At 43.1% G+C, this 21,899-nt stretch carries 15 protein-coding genes and 3 pseudogenes; 15 read left to right on the forward strand and 3 right to left on the reverse strand.

Annotation, left to right across the window (positions count from 1 at the left end):
• The 5 genes and pseudogenes from E2B99_RS08355 to E2B99_RS15095 form a co-directional block, all read left to right on the forward strand.
• Window positions 1-100, forward strand: a 100-nt coding sequence (locus E2B99_RS08355; protein ID WP_134244542.1) for an integrase core domain-containing protein, incomplete at its 5' end; no start/stop codon positions are given.
• 645 nt (window positions 101-745) lie between these two features.
• Window positions 746-2,098 carry a hypothetical protein gene (locus E2B99_RS08360; RefSeq protein WP_134244544.1) on the forward strand — a complete coding sequence of 451 codons (1,353 nt, stop codon included), beginning with the start codon at window positions 746-748 and terminating at the stop codon, window positions 2,096-2,098.
• Window positions 2,099-2,524: 426 nt separating this feature from the next.
• Window positions 2,525-2,821, forward strand: coding sequence for a type II toxin-antitoxin system RelE/ParE family toxin (locus E2B99_RS08365; protein WP_134244546.1), 297 nt, complete (start codon window positions 2,525-2,527; stop codon window positions 2,819-2,821).
• Window positions 2,822-2,824: 3 nt separating this feature from the next.
• Entirely contained in the window at window positions 2,825-3,124 is a 300-nt protein-coding gene (locus E2B99_RS15090; protein ID WP_134244548.1) for an addiction module antidote protein, read from the forward strand.
• A 12-nt stretch (window positions 3,125-3,136) separates the two neighbouring features.
• Window positions 3,137-3,343, forward strand: a pseudogene (locus tag E2B99_RS15095) (DDE-type integrase/transposase/recombinase); the annotation flags it as partial.
• A gap of 53 nt (window positions 3,344-3,396) precedes the next feature.
• Here the strand turns inward: E2B99_RS15095 and E2B99_RS08380 are convergent.
• Window positions 3,397-3,755 (reverse strand): annotated as a pseudogene (locus tag E2B99_RS08380) (transposase); the annotation flags it as partial.
• Between the two features lie 180 nt (window positions 3,756-3,935).
• Here E2B99_RS08380 and E2B99_RS08385 point away from each other — a divergent pair.
• Window positions 3,936-5,168 carry an ATP-binding protein gene (locus tag E2B99_RS08385; protein ID WP_134244550.1) on the forward strand — a complete coding sequence of 411 codons (1,233 nt, stop codon included), beginning with the start codon at window positions 3,936-3,938 and terminating at the stop codon, window positions 5,166-5,168.
• Window positions 5,169-5,439: 271 nt separating this feature from the next.
• Here E2B99_RS08385 and E2B99_RS08390 read toward each other — a convergent pair whose 3' ends face one another.
• Window positions 5,440-5,769, reverse strand: a complete 330-nt coding sequence (locus E2B99_RS08390) for a DUF4236 domain-containing protein (protein WP_000506885.1) — start codon at window positions 5,767-5,769, stop codon at window positions 5,440-5,442.
• Between the two features lie 208 nt (window positions 5,770-5,977).
• On the opposite strand from E2B99_RS08390, the gene E2B99_RS08395 reads away from it, so the two are divergent.
• The 9 genes and pseudogenes from E2B99_RS08395 to E2B99_RS08435 all read left to right on the forward strand — a co-directional run.
• On the forward strand, window positions 5,978-6,844 hold the full coding sequence (locus E2B99_RS08395; protein ID WP_134244552.1) for a WYL domain-containing protein: 867 nt from the start codon (window positions 5,978-5,980) through the stop codon (window positions 6,842-6,844).
• Between the two features lie 10 nt (window positions 6,845-6,854).
• Complete coding sequence (locus tag E2B99_RS08400) at window positions 6,855-7,466, forward strand: DUF1819 family protein (RefSeq protein WP_134244554.1); 612 nt, start codon at window positions 6,855-6,857, stop codon at window positions 7,464-7,466.
• Between the two features lie 16 nt (window positions 7,467-7,482).
• Complete coding sequence (locus E2B99_RS08405) at window positions 7,483-8,058, forward strand: DUF1788 domain-containing protein (RefSeq protein WP_004281985.1); 576 nt, start codon at window positions 7,483-7,485, stop codon at window positions 8,056-8,058.
• 41 nt (window positions 8,059-8,099) lie between these two features.
• Window positions 8,100-11,780 (forward strand): BREX system P-loop protein BrxC, encoded by a 3,681-nt coding sequence (gene brxC, locus E2B99_RS08410; protein ID WP_134244556.1) that lies wholly within the window; start codon window positions 8,100-8,102, stop codon window positions 11,778-11,780.
• 46 nt (window positions 11,781-11,826) lie between these two features.
• Window positions 11,827-15,363, forward strand: coding sequence for a BREX-1 system adenine-specific DNA-methyltransferase PglX (gene pglX / locus E2B99_RS08415; protein WP_134244558.1), 3,537 nt, complete (start codon window positions 11,827-11,829; stop codon window positions 15,361-15,363).
• Window positions 15,363-16,136: a hypothetical protein gene (locus E2B99_RS08420; RefSeq protein ID WP_134244560.1), complete on the forward strand. Its 774-nt coding sequence runs from the start codon at window positions 15,363-15,365 to the stop codon at window positions 16,134-16,136. Before pglX ends, E2B99_RS08420 begins: the two co-directional genes overlap by 1 nt.
• Complete coding sequence (gene pglZ, locus E2B99_RS08425; protein ID WP_134244562.1) at window positions 16,133-18,757, forward strand: BREX-1 system phosphatase PglZ type A; 2,625 nt, start codon at window positions 16,133-16,135, stop codon at window positions 18,755-18,757. Before E2B99_RS08420 ends, pglZ begins: the two co-directional genes overlap by 4 nt.
• Window positions 18,758-18,786: 29 nt before the next feature.
• The gene (gene brxL / locus E2B99_RS08430; RefSeq protein WP_134244564.1) at window positions 18,787-20,826 is read left to right on the forward strand and encodes a protease Lon-related BREX system protein BrxL; all 2,040 of its coding nucleotides are present in this window, start codon (window positions 18,787-18,789) and stop codon (window positions 20,824-20,826) included.
• A gap of 128 nt (window positions 20,827-20,954) precedes the next feature.
• A pseudogene (locus E2B99_RS08435) lies at window positions 20,955-21,209 on the forward strand (transposase); the annotation flags it as partial.
• Between the two features lie 277 nt (window positions 21,210-21,486).
• Here E2B99_RS08435 and E2B99_RS08445 read toward each other — a convergent pair.
• A partial coding sequence (locus E2B99_RS08445; protein ID WP_166739012.1) for an ATP-binding protein occupies window positions 21,487-21,899 on the reverse strand: 413 nt, incomplete at its 5' end.

Below are 21,899 nucleotides of genomic sequence, written 5' to 3' on the forward strand. Positions count from 1 at the left end.
TTTACCCAGGTGGATAGAGGATTACAATTGCAGCCATCCGCACAGCGGGTTAAACATGAAATCACCTCGTGAATTCCTGGCGATGAAATTAGCCAGTTAATTGTCCGTTTTTATAGGGGCTAATACAGTTATTGCTTACGATGAGTGATGAATTTCTCAGATACGTTCTGTACCGTTTGGCGGTGCAGGGTTGATCCGGCTTTAGTTGCGCTTGCTATGTACTAAGCCACATCATAAGCTCACAGGAAGTTGCCTGTACCTTGCAAGTGTTTAAAACACAGGTTATTGACCTGATGCCCGCCAAAGTTGATTTCAGATGCTAGAGCATTTAGCACTCTGTTATGTTTATCATTTATACGTGACTTCAGGGTCTGCATAGGGTTAATTTAACCCATTATTTGGGCAGTTATGATGGCTTATCGATTATCGATTATCGATACTGTGTACTTTGATAAAAATTAAATTTTTTTAATGCGCAAAAGTTAACTTTAATACTGTTAACAGTTTAAGTCTCCCAAAAATTATATCTATTAAACTTATTACTTAAAATATTTCGATACTTTGTGTAAAAAATACCTAAATAAAATCGATACTTTGCGTAAATTTTATAAATATAAGCTATAAAATTTTCGATACTTTGTGTAAAACATGGTTGGACTATGCTAGCCTTAAGCTCGATACTTTGTGTAAATAAAGCATTTTTAGAATTCGATACTATCTGTAAACTTTAGCTTACGGGATAATCATGCCAAGGAAAAAACAACAATCTGAAATCACTGACAACCTTACGCAAAATCTTGAGTTAACAGTGGTCTCTGCTCAGGAGAGTGAACGGTCTGGTAAAGGCAGTGTGGAAGAGCTACAGCTTTCTTTATTGCCTTCTGGTGAGAGTAAAGAGCTGTCAGAAATTATTTCAACTGAACGTAACTATGACCGCTGGGCAAACTTTATTTTCCCGCATACCAAATCGCCAGATTTAAAGGAAATCCGTAAAAAAGAATGGCGGCTTGAATTACCTAATGGCAAGGAAGGGACTGCCAGTATTTTAATTACACCAGCAAAGGATGGCCGGTGCTATACCGCGCGTACTTATGATGTTTATCTGGCTTTAGTGTGGTTCTGGCGTGAGCTTGGTATGCCCAATGAGCCATTTAAACTTAATTTGTCTCAGATTGCCCGCAAGCTTGAAATGCCAACCAGCGGTAAAAATTTAAAAGCTATCTTAAATGAGCTGGAAGTACTGTACTTTACCAATGTGTCCTGGGTTTTATCGTTTCAGGATATAACCCAGCGTTTTATGACAACCAAAAACCAGCGTGTGCTTGAAACGTTTAACTATGCCACTTTAGAAGAGCGGGGAGGGCTTTCTGGCCAAAGTGGGGTTACCGTTCAGTTTAACGAAAATATCCGCAATAATATCCGTAATAACATTACCACTCCAGTTAACTTTACCGCTCGTAAGGCAATACGGTCTAGCGTCGCCAAAATCCTGTATGGCCGCATTGATTCGATACTTGCATCCCACACACGTCTGGAGCGACGAATAGAAAATCTGGTCGGTGAACTCAATCTCACAGCTCACCGTTATCAGCATAAATCTCAGCGTAAGGTGCTTGGTGAGATGTTGATTAGAAATTTAAACGGACTGGAACTTTCTAATAAAAATATTTTGACAGTTGAGTTGTCTGAAACGGTTGATAGCCAAGACTTCAAGCTGATTTTTAAGTCGATACCCTTTGAAGATCGAAAGAAGGGTAGTAAAGGTGTCGCAAAACTAGCTGATCAATCAGTAAAAATCATAAACACTGATCCAATACTTATTGAAAATATTGTAGCAGACATGACGGCTCTAACAGGATCAAATAAAGCAAATTTAGGATTATATTATTCCATTGCAAAACACTATTCGGAAAACCTGATTCATCGAGCAATTGGTGAGTTCAAGGAATTAATGAGCTTAAATCCAAAAATCAGTAATAAGTCTGCTTACTTTACGACTGTTGTTCATGTCATTGCACATAAAATGGGCGAAGAGTGGATTAAACCGTGTGGTTCAGATTGTCGTTATCGCCCTGAAAATCAATTTTTGCCTGAATAAATTCATTTAATTATTGATGCTTTAAAAATGCTTTTCGCTTTTTAAATCTGCGATTATTGTACTTAATACATTATCTACTTAATACATTATCTACTTAATATCTACTTAGCTTGTGGATAACTCTGGAGAAGCTTGCTATCAAAGGTCTGTAGAAGTAGTCACTTACACAAAGGGTCGAGGTTATTACACAAAGGGTCGAAGTTTTAATAAAGTTTTTACACAAAGGGTCGAGGTTAATTTTAAATTTTACACAAAGGGTCGATGTTAGAAAAGTTATCCACAGGACAGATATAACCTGTTTATGGGTATTGTGTAGATACAACGCCGGTTCGGCCAATGTGCGTTCCTGATAGGGACGTAGGGTTAGCATGATATACTTCCCCGCAAACATTGCTTAGGTGTAGTCGTTCGAATACAATATGATGTATGATTGAAATTAGACGATTGCCAGAATTTGATGCATGGCTGGGTAGCCTGAAGGATATCCTTAGTCAGGCCAGACTGGTAGCTCGCCTGAGAAAGGTATCGTTTGGCAATTTTGGTGATGTTAATCAAGTTAGGGAAGGCGTGTGGGAAATGCGCGAATTCTTCGGTCCAGGCTGGTGTATGTATTACATCCAGCGGGGCGACGTGGTCGTAATTATGCTGGGTGGTGGTGATAAGGCCACGCAACAGCGCGATATTGCCAAAGCCATTCAACTTGTTAAAACCGTGGAGGGTTAAGTAGTGGTTAAAGTTTCTGATTTGCCAGTGTTTGATTTCTCGGACTATCTGGATAGCGAAGAGGCAATCTCTGAATACCTGACTGCTATTCTGGAAGAAGATGATCCCGCATTGCTGGCTGCTGCGCTGGGTGATATTGCCAAGGCGCGCGGCATGAGCCAGATAGCCAAGGATAGTGGCATAAGCCGTGAAGCCCTGTATAAGGCGCTGCGCAGTGATGCCAGCCCACGCTTTGATACCATTAGCAGGGTATGTCATGCACTGGGCGTAAAGCTGGTGGCTCAACCAATTAATGCACATTAAAAGTACCATCATTATAAAAATAATGTCATTGAATGTGATCATGGTAAGTTAAAGCGGATCATCAGGGCCACATTAGGATTCAAATCTATGAAGACGGCTTATGCCACAATTAAAGGTATTGAAGTCATGCGTGCACTACGTAAAGGACAAGCATCGTCATTTTATTATGGTCAGCCTCAGGGTGAAGTGTGTCTAATCAACAGGGTTTTCGGTCTCTAAGCACTTTTTAAAGGGAACTTCATCGACTCAAATCTCTATTTGCAACAGTGCCTCTGACTGACTTTAAAAATTAACCAGGCCATGCTGATTGAAATCTTAAATTGCTCAGTAGCTTGCTGAGCAAGTGACTTTCGCTGAACAGGCCTTAAAACTTTTTTAAAAGTGCATCTTGCAAGACGTCTGACTTTAGCCGCTCATCAGCATACATGCGTTTTAAACGGGCATTTTCAGCCTCAAGTTCTTTAAGCCGCGTCATCATTGAAAGATCCATGCCGCCATATTTGGACTTCCACTTGTAGAATGTAGCAGAGCTCATACCAGGTTCGCGGCACAAGTTCGGTATGGGTGTTCCTGCTTCAGCTTGCTTCAAGATACTCATGATCAAGCTGTCTGAATACTTAGATGTTTTCATAGAAAATCTCCTTAAATCAAAGTTATTCGACTTTCTACTTTTAAACGCAATTATTTTTAGGGGGGATTACCTTTGAATGTTTCACTTAACCTTTAAACTTTTTTAAAAGTTAAATGTATTTACATATGAGTTCTAAAATTTGATAGAATTTATTAAAAATTTAGATTCTAAGTGTAAATAATGAGAAGCGCTAATATTCGACGTGATGGTTACTTAAAATTTCTGAATACATGGCAAAACCGTGATGTCATTAAAGTACTTTCAGGTGTACGTCGCTCTGGAAAATCCACCTTATTGGCGATGTTTCAACAAGACCTAAAAGCACAGGGTGTACAAGCCGAAAACATCATTGCCATCAACTTCGAATTTATGGAATTTGAAGAACTCACCGATTACCGTAAACTACATGATTATGTATTGTCCAAAGTTGATAAAAGTAAAAAAAACTATGTTTTTTTAGATGAAATACAACATGTTACCAATTTTGAGAAAGTGGTCGACTCTTTATATGTTCGGGATTATATCGATTTATATATTACAGGCTCAAACGCATTCTTTCTAAGTGGAGAACTTGCGACTTTACTTACAGGACGCTATATCGAGCAACATGTTCTACCTTTGTCATTCCAAGAATTTAAACAGTGGCATATTGAAAATAATCCGATCATCCAACAATTATCCAATCGTGATTTGTATGCCATGTATACGCGCGGTAGTTTCCCTTATACGCTTGCCATGACTAGCCAGCAAGAAACTTATGATTACTTGCAAGCGGTCTATGCCAGTGTAATGTTTAAAGATGTTATTCCCCGTTTGAATACTGCCGATATTAACTCTCTCGAGCGTGTCGCAAGATATTTGGCAAGCGTGACAGGCTCACCTATTTCCATCAATAAAATTAAAAATACCTTTGTTTCAAGTGGGGTTAAAATTTCATTTGAAACAGTAAAACGCTATATTCAGGGCTTACAGGACAGTTTGTTATTTTATAGTGCTGCACAATTTAAAGTACGCGGGCGTGAGTTATTACAATCCTCTGAAAAATACTATTTAGTTGATGTCGGATTGCGCCGGATTATGTTGCCTGATGCTAATGCTGATCAAGGTCATATCTTAGAAAATGTAATTTATCTTGAGCTTATCAGACGAGGTTATACGGTCTATGTAGGGCGGGTTGATGAATATGAAATTGATTTTGTTGCTGTCGATACTTTACAGAATTTAACTTATTATCAAGTGGTATTAGAAACGCTCAATGAGGAGACACTCGGCCGAGAGTTACGTCCATTACAGAAAATTTCTGATTCGTATCCCAAATATTTACTTACCTTAGACACGATAGGGGCTGAAGCAAATTATAATGGTATTGTAAAAATGAGTGCTCTCGATTGGTTGCTATCTGAAAATAAGTAAAGTTGAGGGTAGACATGAATACTCTTATTTATTGATTAAAACTCAAAGACTTTTCAGCATCATCTAAGAATGTATTCAAGCATAATTTATGCTCCAATTGTGATGGATCGATTTACCTCGATTCGATTGAGTCAGACCCTCATGATTGAGCCAGAGTCGCTTACTGAAAGTAGCGAGAATTGCGCTGGAGTTTCTGAAGGATATTAATTCCTTAGTTTGCCCATTCATCCATGTGGGCATTTTTTTTGATCAAAATACAATGCTGTTCTTGCTAAAAAATGACGGCACCCACCATAAAACACAATATTCCAAAAATAATCCAAGGCCAGATCTTTGTCTTCGGTTGTTCTAAATTCTGAGGATTATATTCCGTGTGTTCTAGCGATGTCGGTTGTGGAACACGGGTCTTTTTAGAGTAAGGCTGGTGTTTAGAGTAAGATAGTCCCGTACCTGGAATGCCGACACTGGTTCGCGTACCTTTTTTCCCAATATTTAGAGAAGCACCAGGTTTGCCAATGCTGGCACTGCTGATGCCTTTATGGGTCAAATTAATTTTAAAACCCGGGAATAATTTAATACTTTTACGAAATCTAAAACCCATATTGCTCTCATTCTAAAATTTAGCTCAATTCACGCGCTATACCAGGATCCATGATCTGCTAGAGATCGTACTTTGACGGCTATCATCAGGATACTAGTATATTTTTTATCTGATGATTGCAATACTACCTTTAAATACCGTCAAAAATGTTTACTGTATATTTGCTGTAGGGTAATCTTAAACCTGCTATTTATTGACTGATTGGTATATGACCACAGATAAGCATGAAGTCCTTCTCAGAATGAGAGCCATTGAACTCCTTGCGTACTGGGAAGGTCGTTTGGTTACCAATCGTTTGATGAGCTGGTTTGGACTGAGTCGGCAGCAGGCTTCTGCGGATATCAAGCGCTATAATACGCTGTATAACCCCGATGCCTTGATTCATGACCCATCAGTCAAGGGTTATGTGCCTAAAGCCAGCTTCCAGCCTGTACTGACTACAGCGCATATCAATGAATATCTCAATATGCTCTCGGGCTTGGTTAGTGAATCGCATGCCCTGATTGCGACACCAGAACCGAATCTATCAGCGGTCCAGTTACCCGATCGCAGTGTGCGTCCTGAAGTGACTCGGGAAGTTTTGCGTGCCTGCCGCAACCAAAGTACTTTAAAAATGATTTATGCCTCCATGCAGAATCCGCAGTGGCATGAACGCATGATTTCCCCACATACCCTGGTGTATACCGGTTTTCGCTGGCATGTCCGTGCCTATTGCCATCAGAGCAAGCAGTTTAAGGACTTTTTACTCTCCAGAATTGATCGCACACCTGTTGTGGTGGCGATTGAGTCAGTAGACCCTGCTCAAGATCAGCAATGGCATGAAGAAATTATACTGACGCTGATCCCTAATCCAAAATTGAATGAAGCTCAAAAAGCGCTGGTCGAAAAAGACTTCGGCATGCCTGATGGCAGATTACAGATTCCGGTGAAAAAAGCCCTGGCTCACTATACTTTGCAGCGATATCAGGCCGCGATCACGCTGGCTGAGGCGGATGATGCCTTGAAATATCCCTTGGTACTACAACGCTCAGATATCGAAAAGCTGTCGTCTTACCTGTTTGATCAGGCCTCATAGGAGATTGGCCATGTTAGAGCAATTTCATTATGACAGTGACCTGATTGGCGGTTCCCTGATGGTGCGTGAAAGCCGGCTGATCGCGGATCTGTTATTACGAGAAGCGACTCCAGAACAATGGCATCAGGCCATTCAGATTGACAATATTCTGCAAAAAAGAACGCCTGCTTCAGCCCAACGTAACGCCACTGCCATTCGTAAGCGTCTGGAGCGCTTAGAGCCTGATTTCTGGAAAGCTTTGCGTGATGGGGATGATGAGCTGGCGACCCAGGTGGCTTTTTGTGGCGCACTGGAACGCAACCTGTTGCTGCTTGAGTTTATGGAAACGGTGATGAGGGATGCCTATATCTCTCAGGCGCAACACTTGGACAGTTATATCTGGTCAGACTTTCTGGATGAGCGTTCACAACGCGATCTTGATATCTGTGATTGGAAAGAGTCCAGCAAGAAAAAAATGGGGCAGGTGGTGTTTCGCATGCTGGCAGAAGCCGGTTACTTAAAAAGTACTCGTAAGCTGGAGTTGCAGCGCGTGATCGTCAGAGCAGAGCTGCGTAGCCTGTTGGAAGAACACTATAAACAACGCATTAAAAGATCTATGGAAGTGTCGGTATGGACGCGTTAGTTGTAGAGGGGCAACAATGAGTCAAAAAATACATGAGCGTCTGAACCAGATTCCAGAGCGAATTCTTTCCACCGAGTTTCTCACCGGGCAAGGACTGGGCAATGAAATTGGCTTCTGGATTTTTGATTATGCGCCTGAAGATGAGTTGAAAGTGCGCGAATATCTGCATTTTCTAGACGGGATGCTGGAGAAAAAACACAGTCAGCTGAAGGTGGTGAATATCAACCTGCTGCAAGCCGTGGTGGATTATCTGGCTGAGCGTAACTTCATCGATAAAGCCATTCAAATGCAAAAAGCCAAAGGTGATGAAGCGCTGCTCAAAGCCTTAAAGGGCCCACTGCATATGGATAAGTTCGCGCCGTATCTGGTGAGTAAATATGCCACCAATGCGCAAGATATTGTGTTGATGACCGGGGTAGGGTCGGTTTGGCCACTGTTACGTGCCCATCACTTATTGAACAGTTTGCATTCGTTACTGGGGCATAAGCCAGTGGTGCTGTTTTACCCGGGCTATTACGACGGTCAAGCGATGAGTTTATTTGGAAAAATTCCAAGCAACAATTACTACAGAGCATTCAGATTAGTGCCTTAAACACGGCAAATAGAAATAAGAATTCGGGGGAATTGATTGAGATGAACATTAAAGAACTTTTTTACAAGCCATTAGATCGTGCGATTAACGGGGTCGTAAAAGCAGACCAGAATGACAATACCACGGTTTATCAGGAACTCGATGAGTATGTGGTCACCAATGAACTGGAAAAGCATTTTCGGGACTTTTTCCAGTCTTATGGCACAGATCTAAGCGATCCTTCGATTGCCAATCGTGTCGGCGTATGGATTTCGGGCTTCTTTGGTTCAGGTAAATCACATTTCCTGAAGACCTTGTCGTATATTCTGGCCAATAAAGTGGCACGCGATGCGCAAGGTAACGAGCGTAGCGCCGCAGAATTCTTTGATGAAAGCAAAATTCGTGATGCGTTTATCCGTGCGGATATTGGCAAGGCCGTCAGCCATCATGCCGATGTCATCCTGTTTAACATCGACAGTAAAGCCAGCTCCAATGATGATGGCAATCCGATCCTGAATGTGTTTTTACGTGTGTTTAACGAGTATCAGGGTTTTAGTGCTGACCATCCACATATTGCCCATATGGAACGTCATCTGAGCCAGAAAGGGGTGTATGAGCGCTTTAAACAGGCCTTTGAAGAATCCAGCGGCATGTCCTGGCTAGAGGAGCGTGACGGCTATCAGTTCTATCAGGATGATGTCGAAATCGCGATTTCCCAGGCCCTCAACTTATCTGCTGAAGCTGCGCATAAATGGTTTGAGGATTCTGAGCAGACCTTTAGTGTTTCGGTCGAAAACTTCTGTCAGTGGGTGAAAGAATACCTGGACAGTAAAGGACCCCAGCACCGCATGTTGTTCCTGGTGGATGAAGTGGGGCAGTTTATTGGCAGCGATACCCGCTTGATGCTGACACTGCAAACCATTACTGAAAACCTGGGTACGATCTGTAAAGGCCGTGCTTGGATTATCGTCACCTCACAGGCAGACATCGATGCTGTTTTAGGTGAGATGTCTTCTTCCAAAGCCAATGATTTCTCCAAGATTGCTGGACGTTTTAAAACCCGGTTATCACTGTCCAGTTCAAATACCGATGAAGTCATCCAGAAACGTTTATTACGAAAAACCCCGGAAGCTGAAGCACTGCTCAGATCGGTGTTTGAGCAAAAGGGTGATATTCTCAAAAATCAGATTACCTTTGACCGTTCAGGCCCAACACTCAAGAACTATGAGGGTCCAGACAGCTTTATCCATAACTATCCTTTTGCGCCGTACCATTTCCAGCTGGTGCAAAAAGTTTTTGAAGAAATCCGTAAGGTCGGTGCGACTGGTGCACACCTGGCCTATGGTGAACGATCCATGCTGGATGCGTTCCAGATGGCCGCGAATGCGATTGCCACAGATGAAGTCGGGGCACTGGTTCCTTTCCACCGCTTCTATACTTCAGTCGAAGGCTTCCTGGATACAGCAGTGAAGCGTACCATCGACCAGGCAGGGCAGAATAAGACACTGGATGGTTTTGATGTGCAGATGCTGCGTACCCTGTTCATGATCCGCTATGTCGATATCATCAAAGGTACGCTGGATAACCTGGTGACTTTGTCGATTGAGAAAATTGATGAAGATAAGCTGGCATTACGCAAGCGGATTGAAGAAAGCCTACTGCGTCTGGAAAAAGAGAGCCTGATTACTAGGAATGGTGATGAGTTCCTGTTCCTGACCAATGAAGAACGCGATATCACCCGTAAAATTAAAGCCACAGACTTAGCGGCTTCAGAAGAGAATAAAGAGTTAGCCAACCTGATCTTTAAAGATTTACTGAGGGATCAGAACAAATACCGCCATCAAGCCAACAAGATGGACTATCAGATTGGTCGTTTTCTGGATGGTCATAGCCTGGATGGCAAGTATGAGAGCGATTTGAAAGTTGAAATCATTTCTCCACTGGATACGGAATATAACCTCTACACAGAAGCTTTTTGTATTGGTAAGAGCGCCGAGGCCGAAAAACAAGTGCTGTTTAAACTGGCAGACGATAAACAGTTCTTTAATGAACTGCGCACCTGGCTGAAAACCAATAAATTTATTCGGTTAAATGATGATGGCACCCAATCGGATATCAGCCGTATCCTGGCAGACCGTGGCCGTGAGAACCAGGAGCGTAAAAAACGCCTGCGTGCCCGGGTCGAAGAAATGCTGTTGGACGCGGAAAGTTATGCATTGGGTCAACATCTACAACTTTCATCTTCAAGTCCAACCACCAAGCTGGATGAGGCTTGTCGTTATTTGCTGGAAAACACTTATACCAAACTGAGCTATCTGCAGGTCTATCAGCAGGATGCCTGGCGTGAACTGAACGCCGTCTTGACTGTGGATGATATGGCGCAGCTCGGATTGTCTCTGGATGGCGGGCAGAGCAATCCGAAAGCCCTACAGGAAGTGGAGCAGTACATTGCACTACGGGCCACTGGTACAGAGCGTATTCTGGTCTCGGATGTGGTCGATCGTTTTGCCAAACGCCCTTATGGTTGGCCAGATGCCGAGATTTTACTTCTGGTAGGGCAGTTGGCTGCGATGGGGCGGATTTCACTGCAGTTAAATGGCGGCAGCTTGCAGTTAAAAGATGCCTTTGAGCCTTTACAAAACAGCCGCCGTCGCCGTGATGTTTCCATTATTAAAAAGCGCCAGACTGATGATCAGGTGTTGAAACAGGCACGCCAACTGACCCAAGAACTGTTCTCGGCTATGGGACCAGCGACAGAGAAAGAGCTATTTGAATTTTATACCCAACATTTTAAAAACTGGTTAGCCAACTTTAAGTCCTATAAGAGTAAAACTGATGTCGGGCAGTTTCCGGGCAAGAAAGTGATTGAAAAGTCGATTTTGACTTTGGAACGTCTGCTGACCAATAGCGACAGCTTCGATTTCTTTAAAGCCGTGGTCGAGAACAAGGACGACTATCTGGATCTGGAAGAAGATTATCGTGACATTCATGAATTCTTTAGCAACCAGATGCCAAGCTGGCAGCAACTGCAACAGGCCTTACGTCATTTTGAGAAAAACAAACAGGCACTGGGCAGTGATGATGTGGCAAAAAAAGCCCTCTCCGAATTACATCGTATTGCCACCCTTGAATCGCCCTATGGCCTGTTAAATAAAGTGGCTGATTTGGTTCGCACAGTGGAAAGCGTCAATGAGCAATTGCTGACTGAGAAGCGCAGTCAGGCGATAGAACACATTGATGACAAGATCAAGCAGTTAGAAGCCGAGATTAAAAACAGTGGCATCGCTAGCGCTGAGCTGAGTAACAAGCTATTACGCCCACTACAACTGCTGAAAACAGATATTGAAGTGGAAACTAGCCTGTCCACCATCTATATGCTGCAAACCCAAACCAGCGTCGAGCGTTTTGATGAAGCCTTATATGAGTTGGAAAGCGAAGTTCAGGCGGAAATCCAGCGTCAGGCCAAAGCGGCACAACTGGCTCAGAGCAAAGCAGAGAGTGTAACCAACACTGCAACCACCTCTAGCCCAGTTAGATCAACACCTGCTGCGAGTCCGGTACAGCCTGTGACAGCCGTAGTGCCACCGAAACCGGTGGTAGAAGTCGATGTCGCCAGCATTTACAGCAAAACCTCCAGCAGTGTCTATCTGGAAACGGAAGAATCAGTGGATCAGTTTGTAGACGCACTCAAAGCTGAATTGAAAAAAATTGTGAGTGATAAAAAGCGTGTGCGTATCCGCTAACTCGGGTTAGGGATATCAGCATCAGTCATTAATTAAAGGTTTAAAGATGAATACCAGTCATATTAAAAAATACGCACCGCAAGCACGAAATGATTTTATCGCAGCGATGCGCAAGCAGGCCGCCAAATATGGCATCACCGCAGACAGTATTTTACCGGCAGAACAGAAAGGCGACTTGCTGCTGATTGGCGATCAGGTTTTTCCGCTATCCGTCATGAAACCTCGTGAGAAGCTGATCAAACGCATTCAAACCAGCAGTTTTGAGCAGACGGTTGATTATATCGCTTACAGCTGGTTTAACCGTCTCTGTGCCATTCGCTATATGGAATGCAAAGGCTTACTCGATCATGGCCGCCGTGTGTTGAGTAGTGCTGATGGCAGTGCAGGCTTGCCACAGATTTTGGAAGAATGTCTGGATATTGACCTACCAGGTTTAGATGCCAGCCGTGTGGCTGAGTTAAAGCTGGATGGCAATAAAGACGAAGAACTCTATCGTGAATTGTTACTGGCGCAGTGTCATGCGTTGAATCAGGTGATGCCACTGCTGTTCGAACAGGTGTCTGATGAATCTGAACTACTATTACCGGATAATCTTACCAAAACCGACTCTTTGATACGTGATTTAGTGACCAGTATTCCGGAAGAAGATTGGTCGGATGTGCAGATTATTGGCTGGTTATATCAATTCTATATTTCTGAAAAGAAAGACCAGGTGATTGGTAAAGTCGTCAAGAGTGAAGATATTCCTGCAGCGACACAACTCTTCACCCCAAACTGGATTGTGAAGTATTTGGTGCAAAACAGTGTTGGTCGTCTATGGATGATGGCACAGCCAGAAAGTATGCTTGCCAGTGAGTGGGAATACTATATTCAGCCGGCTGAGCAAAGTAATGAAGTCAATGCACAGTTAAAACAGCTGATTGATGTGCGGATCAGTGAAGATGGCGATACTTTAAACCCTGAAAGTATTACAGTGCTCGATCCGGCCTGTGGTTCGGGGCATATTCTGGTGGAAGCCTATGATTGCCTCAAAGTAATTTATTTAGAACGTGGTTACCGCAGCCGTGATATTCCACGTTTGATTCTGGAAAATAACCTGTACGGCATTGATATTGATACCCGTGCAGCACAGTTAGCCAGTTTTGCATTGTTAATGAAAGCGCGTGAGGATGACCGCCGTTTATTCAGCAATCCACCGAAGCTGAATATTATTGCGTTACAGGACAGCCAACCTGAGCGTTTAGATGCATTCAGTCAGGAATTGGCTAGTACCGGTGTTGCACAGGCAGATTTAAAAGAATTATTAGACCTATTTGAACATGCTTCGACCTTTGGTTCTTTGATTCAAATTCCTCAAGCATTTGCTAAGAAACTACCTGATTTAGAAAGCAAGCTGAATGCTGCATTAGCGTCAGGGGATATTTTTAGTCAGCAGTCAGCACAAGAACTGTTACCGCTCGTTCAACAAGCCAAATTACTCGCTCAACAATATGATGCTGTGATTGCGAATCCGCCGTATATGGGTGCTAAGGGGATGAATACACCTTTAAAAGACTTTGCCAAAAAGACATTCCCTGACAGCAAGTCAGACTTATTTGCCATGTTTATTGAGCGTGGTTTTGTATGGTGTAAAGACAGTGGCTTTAATAGCATGGTCACTATGCAAAGTTGGATGTTCTTATCGTCATATGAAGCGATGCGTGAAAAATTATTACAAGATCGTACCATTCAAACCATGGCACATTTAGGTGCACGAGCATTCCCTGAAATTTCAGGTGACGTCGTACAAACGACTGCTTTTGTGATGCAAGGTAAACTTTTAGATAGATTTAAGCCAGTATTTTTTAGACTTGCAGATACAGCACAAGATTTTAAAGAAGTTGAATTAAAAGCAGGATTAAATCGCTTTGATGCAACTTTTCAGAATGATTTTAAGAAAATTCCAGGGTCTCCTATTGCTTACTGGATGAGTGATAAAGTACGAAAAGCATTTCTAGATAATCCATCTCTTGGTAGCTTGATGAATGCAGCAGTAGGTCAAAATACAGGAGATAATGATCGATTTCTAAAAATTTGGTCAGAAGTAAGTTTTGAGAAAATTGGAATTGGTTTCTCTAACTTGTCAGAAGTCACAGATTCTGATTATAAATGGTTTCCATATAATAAAGGAGGACCTTATAGGAAGTGGTATGGAAATATTTTCTATGTATTAAATTGGTCTAATGATGGCAAAGAAATTAAAGATTTTGCTGTTATTAGGAATAATGGAAAGCATTGGTCACGATATATTCAGAATTTACATTACATGTTAAAAGAGGGGGTTTCATGGAGTGCAACGAGCTCAGCTGATTTTGGTTGTCGTTTTACTCCATTAGGATTTTTCTTTGATGTAAAAGGTACGTCAGGTTTTACTAAAAATATAGATGTTAAAATATTAGCAGCTTATTTAACGACAAATGTAGTATCTTTTTTCCTTAAATTTTTAAATCCAACTATTGAGTTTCAAACAAGGGATATTAAGAATCTACCTTTTCCTGAAAGCGTATTGTCAGATAATAGAGTTTTATCTATAGCTTCACAAAATATTTTTATTTCAAAATCTGACTGGGACTCCTATGAAACCTCATGGGACTTTACTCAAAATCCAATCATTCGTACGGGGCAGCTAAATTTAGAACAAGCATTCAACACATGGCAACAACAAAATGCTGACGCCGTCGCTGAAATGAAACGTTTGGAAGAAGAAAACAACAAGCTGTTTATTGACGCTTACGGTTTACAGGATGAACTGACGCCTGATGTACCAGATGAACAAATTACGCTTACCCGTGCCGACCGTGAAAAAGACAGTCAGCGTTTAGTCTCTTATGCCCTTGGCTGCATGATGGGACGTTATAGCCTGGATGAACCAGGTTTGATCTATGCCCATGCAGGCAATCAAGAGTTTGATGCCAGTCGCTATCAAGCATTCCAAGCCGATGCGGACGGCATTATTCCACTGACCGAAATGCACTGGTTTGAAGATGATGCCACCCATCGTATTCGAGAGTTCTTAGCTGCGGTTTGGGGTAAAGACACGCTAGAGGCCAATATGCTGTGGCTGGCAGAAAGCTTGGATAAAAAAGCCAGTGAAACAGCAGAAGACACCATTCGCCGTTACCTAGCCAGCAAGTTCTATAAAGACCACATGCAAACCTATAAAAAGCGCCCGATCTACTGGTTATTTAGCAGTGGTAAGCAAGGGGCTTTCCAGGCATTGGTGTACTTGCACCGCTATAACGAAAGTACTTTGGCTCGTATGCGTACCGAATACGTCATGCCACTCATTTCCAAAATGGCTGCTTATGCTAATTCTCTGGAAACAGCAAAAGAAAGCAGTGACTCTGCGGCTGAAATCAAACGTATCGAGAAAAAACTGCAAGACTTGCATAAGCAACAGGCTGAACTCAGTACTTTTGAAGAAAAGCTGCGTCATTATGCCGATCAGCGTATTACGTTAGATCTCGATGATGGGGTGAAAGTAAACTACGGCAAGTTTGGGGACTTGTTGGCTGAAGTTAAAGCAGTGACGGGGGAGAAATAATGGACTATCAGGAACGCTTAGTTTGTTTCATTGATCTATTGGGCTTTAAAGCCACAATAGATCAATCATTAAAGGATGAAAGAGTTAGAGAAGCGTTATATGAGTTCATTCATTCTTGTAAAGAAGAGCCTTTAAAAAAAGCGATCTACGACACTATCCCAATTTTTTTAGCTCATACTGATAAGCCTTTTCAGTTGGCATCTGAGGTGTATGGGGATAATATCATTGAGGAGTTATCTGAATTATTTACTTTAGATATTACTCAATTTTCAGACTCATTCGTTATTTCTTGTCCTAGTAGTGACTCAGGATCTTGTTTGTTGTTATTAAAAGGTATTTATCTAATAAAAATTCTAGTTTTTTATAACCTAGGCATGATGTTGCGTGGAGGGATTGCTTTAGGAAAGCTAATCCATGAGGAAAGTGGAGCACTATTCGGGCCGGCAATGAACGAGGCTTATTACATAGAGTCTAAACTGGCGAACTATCCAAGAGTGCTCATTTCTGAAAATGCGTATGACCATTTAATAAAATCAAATGAAGATCATTCTCTTTTTAAACCTATTTTTTCTTCTAATGATGATTATAAAGTTTTTGATTTAATTAGTGTTTTTGAATGTCCTGAAATTAAAATCAAATTCGAACTTGAGCAACTTAAAGCAGTTGAACAAGATATTCTAGAAAATTCTGAAAAAGCATATCCAAAAATAAAATACTTATTGGATAGATGGGAACAAAAGCAAAAAGAAGTGGATTCACAGGTGCTGCAATGAATTTAAGTCAACTTCAGCAAGGCTTGGAACAAGCCTTTTATACTGAACAGCATCGAATCGTCTTTTGGTACGATGCGGAACAGTCCTTTAGCGAAGAAGTAAAGGCGTTAAAACTGAATGATGTTCATATTCTGAATATGGCAGAAGTGTCGAGTCTGGAGATCAAGCTCAAACTGGAACTTGAGGATCAGCAGGGTAAATACTTGCTGTATTTCCCTAGTCCTGAGCCTGAGACCGAAAAAGACTGGTTACTGGACATCAAGCTATATTCTCGCAGCTTCTATGCCGATCGTTTCTCGATTATTTTCAATGAGCTGGGTTTACAGCAGCAGAGTCTAAGAGAACATCTAGCCAAACGTGAAGAATTCCTTAAAGCCAAAGCACGTCTGAGCGCGTTAAAACGCTACATCCAGCCTGATGCAGATGAACAGAATCTGGATATGGCCATGATTGCGGCTGTGGTCAAGGCTGACAGTGCCGAACTCATGCATATCGTTCTGGCACTGGCAGATGAAATGGTACAGCAGAATCTGAGTCTGGAAGTAAATCCAGACTCCTTTGCTGAACTGGAAAAGTTCCAACTGGTGCCAGCTTTGGTCACCGCATTACAGGCGGAAATTGGTTATCCAGCATCGGTTGAAGAATTGAATGGGGAAGTGCCATTCAAGCTCGGTACGTTCTTTATCCGTTTGATGACTACAGGTTTCTGTGAAAGCCTGGGCGATATACCGCTATGGGCTCAGGAACTGGTGATGTCAGCAGTCAGCTCCCGTGCAACAGCCAGAGCCTTTTTGTCGCGCTGGAGAGACAGCTCCAAATACTACCCAACCTTCGATACGCTTTCCCAGACCGTGGCCAATGCACTGCGGATCCAGGAGAAGGTCGGGGCCTTTGATCTGGAGCAGCTGCTCGATGTCATGACTTTTGAAGTGATTGAACAAAAGATCATTGTCGATCTGGCCAGCCAGATCCCTGCAGCAACCAAAGCTGAACTGGAACATTTCAGAACGATTATTTCTACCCGTCTGGATGGTTATTGGGCTTCCAAACATAAGGACGATGCAACCCGCCGTAAATACCGTACCGTCTATACAGCGTTGCAGGCAGCGATTGAGCTGTTCAGTCTGCGATTGCAGTTTGATTCTGGGTTCTATTTCGACTCTAGTGAAGCCTTGTATAAAGCCTACGAGCAGGAGTTGTATCGCTTTGATATGGCCTATCGCCACTACAGTGCTGCTTCTCAACGCGCTCATGTCGATATCCTGAAAAAACTTGATGAAGAAGTCGAAAATTGCTATTCCTACTGGTTTATTGACCATTTGGCACGAAACTGGGGAGAGCGGGTTGAAGCTGAGCAACGCTTGAATGTCTGGAAAGTGGCAGATATCCCAAATCAGCAGAACTTCTACGATACCCACGTCAGACCCTTACTCAGTTCTGCAACGAAACGCCGTATTGTGGTAATTATCAGTGATGCTTTTCGCTATGAAGCTGCGGTAGAGCTGCGTGATCGTATTAATGAAAAGCGTTATTCTGAAGCGACCTTGTCTTCACAGCTGGGCGTTGTCCCAAGTTACACCACACTTGGCATGGCCTCGTTATTGCCGCATCAGACTTTGGAGTACAAAGAGGCCGCAGGGGATGATGTTTTAGTAGATGGGCAGTCCAGCAAAGGGACTGCAGCACGATCCAAAATTCTGGCGGCCTATAATGGTCTGGCAGTCACCGCTGAAATGGTAAAAGGCTGGTCGCGTGATGAAGGCCGTGAAGCGCTGAAAGACCATGAGCTGGTTTACGTTTATCACAACGTGATTGATGCTCGGGGAGACAGTGCCTCTACAGAATCAGAAACCTTTATGGCTGTGGAACATGCTATTGAGGAACTGACCGAACTCAGCCGCAAAATCTTAATGCACTTCAATATTTCTACCCTGTTGATTACAGCCGACCATGGCTTCCTGTTCCAGCAAAGTAAACTGGAATCTGCGGATCGTTCAAGCTTGACTGAAAAACCTGCCAATACATTGAAGAGCAAAAAACGCTATGTGATTGGGCATGGTTTACCAGAGAGCAAGGAAGCCTGGAAAGGCTCAACCCAAGCTACGGCAGGCACATTATCTGCGACTGATTTCTGGATTCCAAAAGGGGCGAACCGTTTCCATTTCGTAGGAGGCTCACGTTTCGTGCATGGCGGCATCATGCCTCAGGAAATTGTGGTACCGGTACTGATGGTAAAACAGCTACGTGGTGAAAAGGCTGGACAGCGGACCAAGCGTAAAGTTGAGGTCATTTCTACCAAATCCACGCTGAAGATGGTCAATAACATCCAGAAGTTTGATTTGATGCAAACTGAAGCTGTCAGTGAGCTGGTCATGCCAGTGACCCTGTCGATTGCCATTTATGATGGGGATCTTAAAGTTTCCAGTGAAGAAACTTTGACTTTTGATAGCAGTACCGACTCTGTTGCCGATCGGGTCAAACAGGTCAGACTGTCATTATCTGGCACTGATTTTGACCGTAAGAAAGATTACTTCCTGGTACTGAAGGACAAAGACCTGAATATCGAAATGCAGCGCTATAAGGTCACCATTGATCTGGCATTTACCGATGACTTCTTCTGATAACGAATTAACGATAGAGCGTAGCCTACATGGAATCTGCTAACGATAAAGAACTGGATCAGCTGCTGAATGAACACTTTGCCGGGCGGGTGGTACGTAAGGATCTGACTAAACTGATCAAAGAAGGGGCCAATGTCCCGGTCTATGTACTCGAATACCTGCTGGGGATGTACTGTGCCTCGGATGATCCAGAGATCATTGAACAGGGACTACGTAACGTAAAGACCGTACTGGCTGAGAACTACGTCCGTCCTGATGAAGCCGAGAAGGTGAAATCCCTGGTTCGTGAACGGGGCAGTTATAAGGTCATTGATCGGGTCACGGTGAAGCTGAATGAGCGTAAGGACAAATACGAAGCATCATTTAGTAATCTGGGTATCAAAGATGCCGAAATCTCGGCAGGCATCGTCAAAGAGTATGAAAAATTACTTGTTGGTGGTATCTGGGTCATTGCTACGCTCAGCTACTACTTTGATGAAGGGCAGACCAGTTCTCCATTTGGCGTGAGCTTACTCAAGCCGATTCAAATGCCGAATATGAATATGGATGAGCTGTTCAACGGACGGGCTGCATTAAGCACTGATCAGTGGCGCGAGAGTTTAATCCGTTCGATCGGCATGGAACCAGCTTCCTTAAAAGAGGAGGTGCAATGGCACTTGTTGGCACGCATGGTTCCGTTCGTTGAAAATAACTATAACGTTTGTGAACTGGGACCACGCGGTACCGGTAAAAGCCATATTTACAAAGAGTGTTCACCGAATAGTATTTTAGTCTCCGGTGGACAAACGACTGTCGCCAATCTGTTCTATAACATGAGTAGCCGCCGTATTGGTCTGGTGGGGTTGTGGGATGTGGTGGCCTTTGATGAAGTTGCCGGTATTTCCTTTAAGGACAAAGATGGCGTACAGATCATGAAAGACTACATGGCCTCAGGATCTTTTGCCCGTGGCCGGGAACAGATGGAAGCCTCAGCTTCGATGGTTTTTGTAGGTAATATCAACCAAAGTGTTGAATCCTTGGTAAAAACCAGTCATCTATTGGCGCCGTTCCCAGAAGCCATGATTGATTCGGCATTCTTCGATCGTTTTCATGCTTATATCCCCGGCTGGGAAATTCCCAAGATGCGCCCGGAGTTCTTCACCAACCGTTATGGCCTGATTGTTGATTATCTGGCTGAATTCTTCCGGGAAATGCGCAAGCGTAGCTTTGCGGATGCCATTGAGAAGTACTTCAAACTCGGAAATAACCTGAATCAGCGCGATGTGATTGCCGTTCGCAAGACGGTTTCTGGATTGATGAAGTTGCTCTACCCACACGGTCAGTTTAATAAAGAAGATGTACGGCAATGTCTTCAATATGCGCTGCAGTTACGCCGTCGTGTCAAAGAGCAGCTGAAGAAAATTGGTGGCATGGAATTCTATGATGTGTATTTCAGCTACATTGATAATGAGACGCTCGAAGAACATTTTGTCTCAGTCAAAGAGCAGGGTGGTGGCGGACTGATTCCAGATGGTCCAGCCAAGCCAGGTTTTCTGTATACCATCGGGCTCAGTAATAAAGGCATGCCGGGGTTATACCGCTTAGAACTTCAAGTGACCAAAGGTTCTGGAAAATTGGCGACATCAGGCTTATGGAATTCAAGCAGTGCCAAGGAGCAGGTCAAGATCGCATTTGACTACTTCAAGGCCAATGCATCCAGAATATCGGGTGGCAGTAAGGTGCTAGAACATGACTTCCACTTACATGTGGTGGAATTACAGAATACCGGGCCGCTCAGCCATCTTGCCTTGCCAAGTTTAGTGGCTTTCGCTTCTGGCCTGTTAGGACGATCGGTACAAAGTCAGATGGTGGTATTGGGTGATATGAGCTTGGGTGGTTCTGTGACACCAGTGGAAAGTATTGCTGAATGCCTTCAAGTTGCTTTCGATGCAGGTGCCAAGAAGGTTGCAATGCCAATGAGTAGTGCTGCAGATATTCCGACAATTCCAGTTGAACTGTTTACCAAGTTCCAGACCAGTTTCTATGCAGATCCGGTGGATGCTGTGTTTAAGGGGCTAGGGGTGGATTGAATGTAGTCGTATTTTGAGATGATGAGGAAATGACCCCAGTTGCGTGTGCCTGCGCATCCGGTTATAAAATATCTCGATGGACTCTGTGATTTCAGCTTTGGCGGTTTGACGACATTTATAATCGTTCCATCGTTTATATGGACTGTATGGTGGTTAAAGTCCGTCATAATGGCAGTATCATCAATAAGACTGTATTCCTTGCCTTAGGCATTAATCTTGATGGACACAAAGAACAGCTCGGCATGTGGATGGCTGAGAATGAAGGTGCCAAGTTCTGGCTAAATGTTCTGACTGAGCTGAAAAACCGAGGGTTGCAGGATATTCTGATCGCCTGCCTTGCGAAGCAGCGCTTCTCAGGACTAAAAGTCTTTCCTGATGCTATTAAATGGAGAAGCTAAACCTTGTGTCAGTATCATGCGAAATCAATGTAATTATGGTGGTGGGGACTTATGTGTGATTGATCCGAAATAAAAACAAACAGAGAACATAAAAGATGTTTATTGCTCATTTACCATCAGGCTATATCCTTGCTAAATTTTTGGATAATAAATTAAAGCAAACTAAAATTAGTGTGAATAGCGGAGAGAAAATGAGCCAAATGGCGGAGTATGCCAATCAGCGTTGAAAATTGACCACTAAACAGCGTGCAAATTTGACCAGTTATTTTGAGGTTTTCTTTCTCTGCTTATAACGCCAGGAATCATTGCCAGTTTCAAGGATGTCACAATGGTGGGTAATTCTATCGAGTAATGCAGTGGTCATTTTAGCATCGCCAAATACTGACACCCACTCTCCAGATGACAGGTTAGTCGTAATGATCAGTGAGGTCTTTTCGTATAAATGACCAATTAAGTCAAACAGCAACGCGCCCCCCGACGCTGGAAATGGTAAATAGCCCAGTTCATCTAAAATTACAGCATCAACCTGGGATAGCTGCTTTGCCAGAGCTCCAGCTTTACCATCCCGTTTCTCCCGTTCCAGCAAATTAACCAGATCAACGGTATTGTAGAAACGTACTCGCTTGCCTTGCTGGATTGTACTCACCCCTAATGCTGTTGCAAGGTGCGTTTTTC

Origin of the sequence: Alkanindiges illinoisensis (genome assembly GCF_004377485.1) — a bacterium.
GTDB classification, from domain to species: Bacteria; Pseudomonadota; Gammaproteobacteria; order Pseudomonadales; family Moraxellaceae; genus Alkanindiges; species Alkanindiges illinoisensis_A.

Bases quoted from the DNA above. Each gene is read 5' to 3' on its own strand.
- E2B99_RS08360 (WP_134244544.1), top strand. From the start codon at position 746: ATGCCAAGGAAAAAACAACAATCTGAAATCACTGACAACCTTACGCAA.
- E2B99_RS08365 (WP_134244546.1), top strand. From the start codon at position 2,525: ATGATTGAAATTAGACGATTGCCAGAATTTGATGCATGGCTGGGTAGC.
- E2B99_RS08385 (WP_134244550.1), top strand. From the start codon at position 3,936: ATGAGAAGCGCTAATATTCGACGTGATGGTTACTTAAAATTTCTGAAT.
- E2B99_RS08390 (WP_000506885.1), bottom strand. From the start codon at position 5,769: ATGGGTTTTAGATTTCGTAAAAGTATTAAATTATTCCCGGGTTTTAAA.
- E2B99_RS08395 (WP_134244552.1), top strand. From the start codon at position 5,978: ATGACCACAGATAAGCATGAAGTCCTTCTCAGAATGAGAGCCATTGAA.
- E2B99_RS08400 (WP_134244554.1), top strand. From the start codon at position 6,855: ATGTTAGAGCAATTTCATTATGACAGTGACCTGATTGGCGGTTCCCTG.
- E2B99_RS08405 (WP_004281985.1), top strand. From the start codon at position 7,483: ATGAGTCAAAAAATACATGAGCGTCTGAACCAGATTCCAGAGCGAATT.
- brxC (WP_134244556.1), top strand. From the start codon at position 8,100: ATGAACATTAAAGAACTTTTTTACAAGCCATTAGATCGTGCGATTAAC.
- pglX (WP_134244558.1), top strand. From the start codon at position 11,827: ATGAATACCAGTCATATTAAAAAATACGCACCGCAAGCACGAAATGAT.
- E2B99_RS08420 (WP_134244560.1), top strand. From the start codon at position 15,363: ATGGACTATCAGGAACGCTTAGTTTGTTTCATTGATCTATTGGGCTTT.
- pglZ (WP_134244562.1), top strand. From the start codon at position 16,133: ATGAATTTAAGTCAACTTCAGCAAGGCTTGGAACAAGCCTTTTATACT.
- brxL (WP_134244564.1), top strand. From the start codon at position 18,787: ATGGAATCTGCTAACGATAAAGAACTGGATCAGCTGCTGAATGAACAC.